The sequence below is a fragment of the Rufibacter sediminis genome (assembly GCF_014269285.1).
Classification (GTDB): Bacteria; Bacteroidota; Bacteroidia; order Cytophagales; family Hymenobacteraceae; genus Nibribacter; species Nibribacter sediminis.
Window position 1 is genome coordinate 323,491 of record NZ_JACOAF010000044.1, and the last position, 8,943, is coordinate 332,433.

Consider the following 8,943-nt stretch of genomic DNA (forward strand, 5'->3'; position numbering starts at 1 on the left):
AATAAAAACATGTTCGACTATCTGATTGTAGGGGCAGGATTTGCCGGGAGTGTACTGGCCGAGCGTTTAGCCACGTATTCCAACAAAAAAGTATTAATCATAGACAAGCGTCCGCACATTGCCGGTAACGCCTATGACCATTATAACGAAGACGGGATCTTGGTGCACAAGTATGGGCCGCATATCTTTCACACGAACTCCAAAGAGGTATTTGAATACCTGGGTCAGTTCACAGAATGGCGCCCGTACGAACACCGGGTATTGGCCAGCGTAGACGGCCAGCAGGTGCCCATGCCCATCAACCTGGATACCATCAACAAACTGTACGGCCTCAGCCTGACGTCTTTTGAACTGGACAAGTGGTTTGAGTCAGTAGCCGAGAAAGTAGATACCATCAAGACGTCTGAGGACGTGGTGGTGAGCAAAGTGGGCCGTGAGTTGTATGAGAAGTTCTTCAAGAACTACACCCGCAAACAGTGGGGCATGGACCCGTCTGAACTGGACAAGTCCGTGACTTCCCGCGTACCTACCCGCACCAACCGTGACGACCGGTACTTCACCGATACCTATCAGGCCATGCCGTTGCACGGGTTCACCAAGATGTTTGAGAACATGTTGAATCACCCCAACATCAAGGTCATGCTCAACACCGACTACCATGAGATCCTGGACATCATTCCGTTCAAGGAGATGATCTACACCGGCCCGGTAGATGAGTATTTCGATTTCAAATACGGAAAACTGCCGTACCGCTCGCTGGAGTTCAAGCACGAGACCGTGAACAAGGAAACGTTCCAGCCGGTGGCCGTGGTGAACTACCCCAATGAGCAGCTGTACACCCGCGTAACGGAGTTCAAGTACCTCACCGGGCAGCAGCACACCAAGACCAGCCTGGTGTATGAATTCCCGAGAGCCGAGGGGGATCCGTACTATCCGGTGCCTAAGCCCGAGAACGCTGAGTTGTACAACAAGTACAAGAAGTTAGCTGATGCTACCCCGGGCGTACATTTCGTGGGCCGTTTGGCTACCTACAAGTACTACAACATGGACCAAGTGGTAGCCCAAGCGCTCACCCTGCACAAAAAGCTGACCGAGAAAGACAAAGTTGGCAAGCAACCGGTAGTGGATGGCATAGACGTACTGCCCAAAGTAGTTCGCGAAGCCCTGAACGGCAACTCTGCCAGCCTTAATGGAAGTTCCACCAAACTGAGTACGAATGGCAAACATTGAGCTTTGGGGAGGCGTTGAGTGTACGGTCAACCGAGTAGGCGACCAGTACTTTGACCAGCTTGCACAGAGCGGGCATGCACAGCGGCTGACAGACCTGGATCTGTTTGCAGAATTGGGCATCAAAAAATTACGGTATCCGGTCTTATGGGAAAGTGTCGCCCCTGAGCACCCGGAACAACAGGACTGGAGCTGGGCCACAGAACGGCTGAACCGACTCCGGGAACTGAACATAGAACCTATCGTGGGGCTGCTGCATCATGGCAGCGGCCCCCGGTATACCAACCTGCTGGACGACGACTTTCCGCAGAAATTTGCGCAGTACGCGCGCTCGGTGGCTCGGCAATTTCCCTGGGTGACCTACTACACTCCCGTCAATGAACCGTTAACCACTGCCCGGTTCAGCGCATTGTATGGCTTCTGGTATCCGCACACCAAAGACGATGCTTCCTTTGCGAAAGCTTTACTAAATCAAATCAACGGCACCCGCCTGGCCATGCAGGCCATCAGGGAAATAAACCCCAATGCCCAACTGGTGCAGACCGATGATTTGGGCTATTCCCACAGCACGCCTACCTTGCAGTACCAGGCAGATTTTGAGAACCACCGCCGGTGGCTTTCCTGGGATCTGCTGTGCGGCAAGGTAGACCGGCAACATCCGTTGTGGGACTACCTCCGGGGCGCGCAGGTGCCGGAAGAAACCCTGCTGGAGATGGTGCAGCATCCCTGTCCTCCCAACATCATCGGGGTTAATTATTATGTCACCAGTGAGCGGTACTTAGATGAGCGCATCATTGACTACCCGTGGCACACGCACGGGAGCAATGCGATTCAGTGGTACGCCGATGTGGAGGCGGTACGGGTGCAGACGGCCACGCCGTTGGGCGTTCAGAACATTCTGGAACAGGCCTGCGCCCGCTATGACATTCCCGTGGCCATCACCGAAGCCCATCTTTGCTGTACCCGCGAGGAGCAGATGCGCTGGCTCGCCGATGTCTGGGATTCTGCCTCGTTTTCAAGAAAACAGGGCAAAAACGTGCTGGCGGTAACGGCCTGGTCTTTGTTGGGGGCGTATGACTGGAACAGCCTGCTCACCCAGCAGAACAATCACTACGAAATGGGCGCCTTCGATCTCCGGAACGGGACTGAACCTGCCCGAACCGCCGTCTCCAGATTCATCCAGGGCTTGCCTCTGGACGCCGAGCGGCACCCGCTGCTCAAGATTGACGGCTGGTGGAAACGCGTCTGCCGCGCGGTGTACCCGTCTTTGCCCGAGAGTCCCGAGAGCTGGAGTATTTCTCCCAAAGGCTTCCAGCAACTGAAAGACGCCAACATTCAGCCGCTGCTCATCACCGGAGCTACCGGAACCCTGGGCAAGGCCTTCGCCCGGATCTGCGAGATCAGGGGAATTCCGTACGTGTTGCTTTCCCGCCAGGACATGGACATTGCCAATGCCGCCTCCGTGGAGAAAACCATCCGGCAATACAAGCCCTGGGCGCTGATCAACGCCGCCGGCTACGTACGCGTAGACGACGCCGAACAGGAGCCCGAAGCTTGTTACCGCGAAAACACCTTAGGGCCCATGGTGCTGGCGCAAGTCTGCCAAGCCCAGAACATAGGGTTTGTTTCGTTCTCCTCTGACCTGGTGTTTGACGGCGGCAAGCAGACGCCTTACCTGGAGGAAGATCCCACCAATCCGGTAAACGTCTACGGCACCAGTAAGGCGCTGGCCGAAGAGCAGGTGCTGGGAGTTATGCCCGGTGCTTTGGTCATCAGGACCAGTGCGTTCTTTGGCCCCTGGGATGAACATAACTTCGTCTACCATGCCTTGCGGTCCATCGCTCACCAGGAAACCTTCCTGGCCGCCGAGGACAGCTATATCACGCCTACGTATGTGCCGGATCTGGTGAACAGCGTCTTGGATTTGCTCATAGACCAAGAAAGCGGTATCTGGCACCTGACCAACCAGGGCACCTATAGCTGGGCGAAGTTCGCTGAGCTGGCCGGCAACCTGGCAGGTCTGGAAACCACTCCCTGGCTCCAGCCGGTGCCGTTGGCCAGTTTCAACTTACCGGCCCCTCGGCCCTCTTCCTCGGCGCTGCAAACGGGTAAAAGAGCGCTCCTGCCCACGGTAGAAGATGCTCTGCGCCGTTACTTGCACACCGCAGAATTCTCTTTCCGGCCAGAGAACAACTCTGACGATGAACTGCAGTTTGCCGCGCAGGCGTAGGCTGCTACTTCCTTATTGCTGAATCCCGTTTAGGGCCTGATTTTGAAAAATCAGGCCCTAAACGGGATTTCTCTTTTACGTGAATTTTCCTGAAATTATGGAATGGAGGCTACTCTGTAACGCGGCTTCCAAGCATCCGCTTCAGCGAAAATAGCTGTATTTATCAGTCATTCCTGTGGTTTGGGTGTTTGACTGTAAGCTTCCATGAGCTGAAGCCATTGAGCTTAATGAGGTGACAGCTTTAATTGCAGCCGGAAAGTATTCTCTTCGCGTGAAATGGGAGGGAGGTTTCGGCTTTTTCAATGCAGGAGCAACAGGCAGTCGCCTAAACAGAGCAAAAAGAGATTTTCTTTCTAAGCAGCAGCCATCTGTTTTGCGGCTAGTTTCCTGAAAAGAGCATCAAAACAAACCTTCCCTCGCTTCTTCTTTTCTAGCCATTTTTACCTTATTTAAGATTTCTCTGCCATCCCGTCAGGCTTGGGGCACTATTGTGCAAGTGGTATTGTTTTGGCTAGGTAGAAAATTGTCGGAAAAACCACGTATTTTTGAAATTGATTCAAGTACATTTTAACTAGTTATATATGTTTGATTTTGTTGGGAAGACGGTCGCTAAGATTTTCGGAACCAAGTCTGAGCGGGATATCAAAGGGGTATTGCCGTACGTAGCGCTCATCAACCAGGAGTTCGCCAAGCTTAACACCCTTTCTGATGACCAGCTGCGGGCGCGCACCCAGGAGGTGCAGGCCGTGATCGCCGATCGTCTGAAACCCATAGATGATAAAGTGACGGTGCTGTACCAGCGCATCGAGAACGAGCCGGAACTGGACATCGCCCAGAAAGAGGAAATCTTCACGGAGATCGACGGTCTGGAGAAAGACCGCAACAAAGACCTGGAAGTAGTCCTCATGGAAGTGCTGCCGCAGGCGTTCGCCATTGTAAAGGAAACCGCCCGCCGCTTCAAAGAGAACAGTCAGCTGACCGTGACCGCCACAGAACTGGACCACACCTTCGCGTCACGTAAACCCAACGTACAGATCAACGGAAACCAGGCCGTTTGGGCCAACCGCTGGATTGCCGCCGGCACCGAGGTGGTCTGGGACATGCTCCACTATGATGTGCAGCTCATTGGGGGTATTGTCTTGCACCAGGGGAAAATTGCCGAGATGGCGACGGGTGAAGGTAAGACCTTGGTAGCTACGCTGCCGGCCTTCCTGAATGCGCTAGCCAAACGTGGCGTACACGTAGTAACCGTGAACGACTACCTGGCCAAGCGTGACTCTGAGTGGATGGCGCCGTTGTTTGAATTCCACGGCATCACCATTGACTGCATTGACAAGCACCAACCCAACACCGATGCCCGCCGCAACGCCTATCTGGCAGACATCACCTACGGTACCAACAACGAGTTCGGCTTTGACTACCTGCGTGATAACATGTCGCGCGAGCCCGGTGAACTGGTGCAGCGCAAGCACCACTACGCCATGGTGGATGAGGTAGACTCCGTGTTGATTGACGATGCCCGTACGCCGTTGATCATCTCTGGTCCCGTGCCGCGCGGCGATGAGCACGAGTTCTACGTGTTGAAACCACGCGTAGCCGCTCTGGTAGAAAATCAGCGGAAGCTGGTGAGCAACTACCTGGTGGAAGCCAAGCGTCTCATCAAAGAAGGAAACGACAAAGAAGGCGGCCTGGCCTTATTCAGAGCCTACCGTGGTTTGCCTAAAAACAAGCCCTTGATCAAGTTCCTGAGCGAGACCGGCGTGCGCCAGATCCTGTTGAAGACCGAGGCCTTTTACCTGCAAGACCATTCCCGCCAGATGCCGGAGGCCGACAAGCCTTTGTACTTCACCATTGACGAAAAACACAACCAGATTGAGCTCACCGAGAAAGGCATTGACCTGATCACCGGCCAGGGCGAAGATCCGCAGCTGTTCATTCTGCCGGACATCGGGACGGAGTTGGCCAACATTGAGAACCACAAGGAACTCTCCGCCGATGACAAACTGCACCAGAAAGAGCGCCTGATCCAGGAATACCAGGAGAAGTCGCAGCGCGTGCACACTATCAACCAGTTGCTGAAAGCATATACACTGTTTGAGAAAGACACCGAGTACATTGTGACCGATGACCACAAAGTGAAAATTGTGGATGAGCAAACCGGTCGCGTGATGGAAGGTCGTCGGTATTCAGACGGTCTGCACCAGGCCATTGAAGCCAAGGAGAATGTGCGCGTAGAAGACGCCACGCAGACTTACGCCACCGTAACGCTGCAGAACTACTTCCGGATGTACCACAAGCTGGCCGGTATGACCGGTACCGCCGAGACCGAAGCTGGTGAGTTCTGGGAAATCTATAAACTGGACGTGGTGGTGATTCCTACCAACCGTGTAGCCCAGCGTAAAGACGAGCACGACAAGGTCTACAAGACCATGCGTGAGAAATACAACGCCGTAGCCGAGGAAATCCAGGAGTTGACCAAACAGGGCCGTCCGGTGCTGGTAGGTACCACTTCGGTGGAGATCTCTGAACTGGTAAGCCGGATGTTGAAACTGCGCGGTATTCCGCACCAGGTATTGAACGCGAAGCAACACCAGCGCGAGGCCGAGATTGTGGCCGAGGCCGGTAAGCCAGGTACGGTGACCATCGCTACCAACATGGCCGGTCGTGGTACGGATATTAAGCTGACCCCAGAATCTAAAGCGGCGGGTGGTCTGGCCATCATCGGTACGGAGCGCCACGAGTCGCGCCGGGTAGACCGTCAGTTGCGTGGTCGTTCAGGTCGTCAGGGAGACCCGGGATCATCCCAGTTCTTCGTGTCACTGGAAGACAGCTTGATGCGTCTGTTCGGTTCTGACCGCATTGCCCGTTTAATGGATAGAATGGGTCTGGAGGAAGGCGAAGTGATTCAGCACTCCATGATCACCAACTCCATTGAAAGAGCGCAGAAGAAAGTAGAGGAAAACAACTTCGGGACGCGGAAGCGCCTGCTGGAGTACGATGACGTGATGAACGCTCAGCGCGAGGTAGTGTACAAGCGCCGCCGTAACGCTCTCTACGGAGAGCGTCTGGAGCTGGACATCTGGAACATGATCTATGACGTGGCCGAGGACATCGTGCAGACCTACAAAGCCACCGGTAACCACGAAGACTTCCTGCTGCACATCATCAGGGTGTACGGTTTCAACTCCACGATCACCGCGTCTGAACTGGCCGGTCAGTCAGTGGATGTCTTGATGGACCGTCTGTATAACGAGGCCCTGGAGTTCTACCTGGCCAAAAACCACCAGATCATGGACCAGTCGGCACCTATCATGGCCGATATCTATGAGAACCGTGGCCCGATGATTGAGAACATCGCTGTTCCTTTCTCTGACGGACGTAAGCAGATCACCGCCATCGCCAACCTGGAGAAAACCGTGAAAAGCCACGGGCGCGAGTTGATCAAGACCGTGGAGAAAGTGATCACCCTGGCTACCATTGACCAGGCCTGGACCCAGCACCTGCGCGAGATGGACGACCTGAAGCAGAGCGTGCAGAATGCGGTGTATGAGCAGAAAGACCCACTGTTGATCTACAAGTTTGAGTCCTTTGAGCTGTTCAAGCGCATGATCAGCAAGGTGAACGAAGAAACCGTTTCCTTCCTCTTCAAAGCCGATCTTCCGGTACAGCAGGAGCAGCCCGCCCCGGTGCAGGAAGCCCGTCAGCCGCAGGCGCCAAAACCGCCAAGATTGCACGAGCAGAAAGAAGAGGTGCATTCCACGCTAGAGGAAACCGCGCCGTCTATGCCCAACATGCCGTCTATGCCGCAGGCGCCCGCCCCCAAGCAGGTGCCGGTAAGAGCGGAGAGAACGGTAGGTCGCAATGACAAGGTAAGCGTGCAGTACGCCGATGGCCGCGTGATGAAAGACGTGAAATTCAAAAACGTGGAAAACGATTTGCTCAACAACCGTTGTGTTCTCATTGAAGACTAAATCTCTGATTTCCCCCGACCAGAGCCTGGCCCCGTACATAGACCATACGGTGCTCAAGCCTGAAACCACCAAAGCCATGGTGGCACAACTCTGCCAGGAAGCGATCCAACATCGGTTCGCGGCGGTGTGTGTGCCACCCTGCTTTGTACGGCAGGCGGTTGCCGCCCTGCAGGACACCGGCGTACAGGTGGCCACCGTGGTGGGCTTCCCGTTTGGGTATCAGCTGGCCAAAGTGAAGTTCTTTGAGGCGCACCAGGCTTTGTCTGAAGGCGCCACGGAGATTGACGTGGTCATGAACATTGCCGCGTTTAAATCGGGGAAACATGACGAGGTGATGTCTGAACTGCATGAACTCAGCACGCTGTGCCACTTCAAGAACTCCATCCTGAAGGTGATCATCGAAACCGCGTTGCTTTCACCGGAGGAGATTGTGCAGGTCTGCCAACTCTGCGTGGAGGCCGAGGTGGATTACGTGAAAACCTCTACCGGTTACGCCGCAGAAGGTGCCCGGGTGGAAGATGTGTTGCTCATGCGGGCCAATCTGCCCCGGCATATTAAGATCAAAGCTTCCGGCGGGATCAAAACCAAGGAAGCCGCCCTTGCGTTGGTGAACGCAGGAGCAGACCGGATTGGAACATCCTCCGGCGTTTCATTGCTATGACTTGGAGAAAAATGACATCCAGAATTTTTGCTTTGCTCTGCCTGGGCGCCATGATGAGCTGCGCTGCCACGGGCAGTACCTCTACGGGTACCGGCAGTACCACCGCCAGTAGTCGTTCAGAAGATAAAAGAGGCGGCGACAAGAAGAAAGAAGGTACCGCCACCCTGGTAGACACCAAAAAATACCGGCCCACGTTTCCGGCGGCCCCCGCGGGCGGCGCAGAGCCTATGGCGCCGGCGGCTCCTACCCACCATGTGGGCCCGCAGGTGAACCTGCTCATGGACAGCGTGGCCCAGGTGAACAAAAACATCAAATACGCGGCCGGTTACCGGATTCTGGCCTACACGGGCATTGAACGCCAAACAGCCATGAATCTGCGCAACAACATTATTCGGCGGTTGCCCGAGGAAAAAGATTACCTCACGTACAAGCAGCCTACGTACCAACTGAAAATCGGGGATTTCTTTACCAGGGTAGAAGCCCAAACCGCCTTAAACAAGATTCAGGATTTACTGCCCAATGCCTTGTTGGTGCAGGAAACCATTAACATTCCCAAGTAAGACCTACCAGCGTCTGCTTTTTCCATCCGCCGTTTAGGGGCTGTTTTCTGAAAACAGGCTCTAAACGGCGGATTTTTTGTGCCCTTTCCTTTCTCTTCCTTTTCAAGAATGGCCACTTTCTGTCTTGTTTTAAGGCCACTTTTGAAATAGTAAGCTTAAAACGCGAGGTGGTACATGTTGGGTGAATTGAAGGAAATAGTACTGGCTGCGGCTCTTTCGGCTCGCCGAAGCAGGTCAGGGGGGTACATTTCCACGAGGGTATTTATAACAGGTTAAGTGCTGCGGGGGGGGGGG

Annotated in this window: 5 protein-coding genes; all 5 read left to right on the plus strand. The window is 54.5% G+C overall.

The features are described 5' to 3' along the window. Window positions 1-9: 9 nt before the first annotated feature. Entirely contained in the window at window positions 10-1,230 is a 1,221-nt protein-coding gene (gene glf, locus H7U12_RS19910) for a UDP-galactopyranose mutase (RefSeq protein ID WP_186641402.1), read from the plus strand. Further along, window positions 1,217-3,457, plus strand: coding sequence for a dTDP-4-dehydrorhamnose reductase (rfbD, locus tag H7U12_RS19915; protein WP_186641404.1), 2,241 nt, complete (start codon window positions 1,217-1,219; stop codon window positions 3,455-3,457). The genes glf and rfbD overlap by 14 nt, the downstream gene beginning before the upstream one ends. 581 nt (window positions 3,458-4,038) lie before the next feature. Next, a complete protein-coding gene (gene secA / locus H7U12_RS19920) occupies window positions 4,039-7,428 on the plus strand; it encodes a preprotein translocase subunit SecA (RefSeq protein ID WP_186641405.1) in 3,390 nt (1,129 codons plus the stop codon). Then, a complete protein-coding gene (gene deoC / locus H7U12_RS19925; protein WP_241749559.1) occupies window positions 7,418-8,089 on the plus strand; it encodes a deoxyribose-phosphate aldolase in 672 nt (223 codons plus the stop codon). Before secA ends, deoC begins: the two co-directional genes overlap by 11 nt. 11 nt (window positions 8,090-8,100) lie before the next feature. Then, window positions 8,101-8,649 carry a sporulation protein gene (locus H7U12_RS19930; RefSeq protein ID WP_186641407.1) on the plus strand — a complete coding sequence of 183 codons (549 nt, stop codon included), beginning with the start codon at window positions 8,101-8,103 and terminating at the stop codon, window positions 8,647-8,649. The last annotated feature ends 294 nt before the right edge of the window (window positions 8,650-8,943 follow it).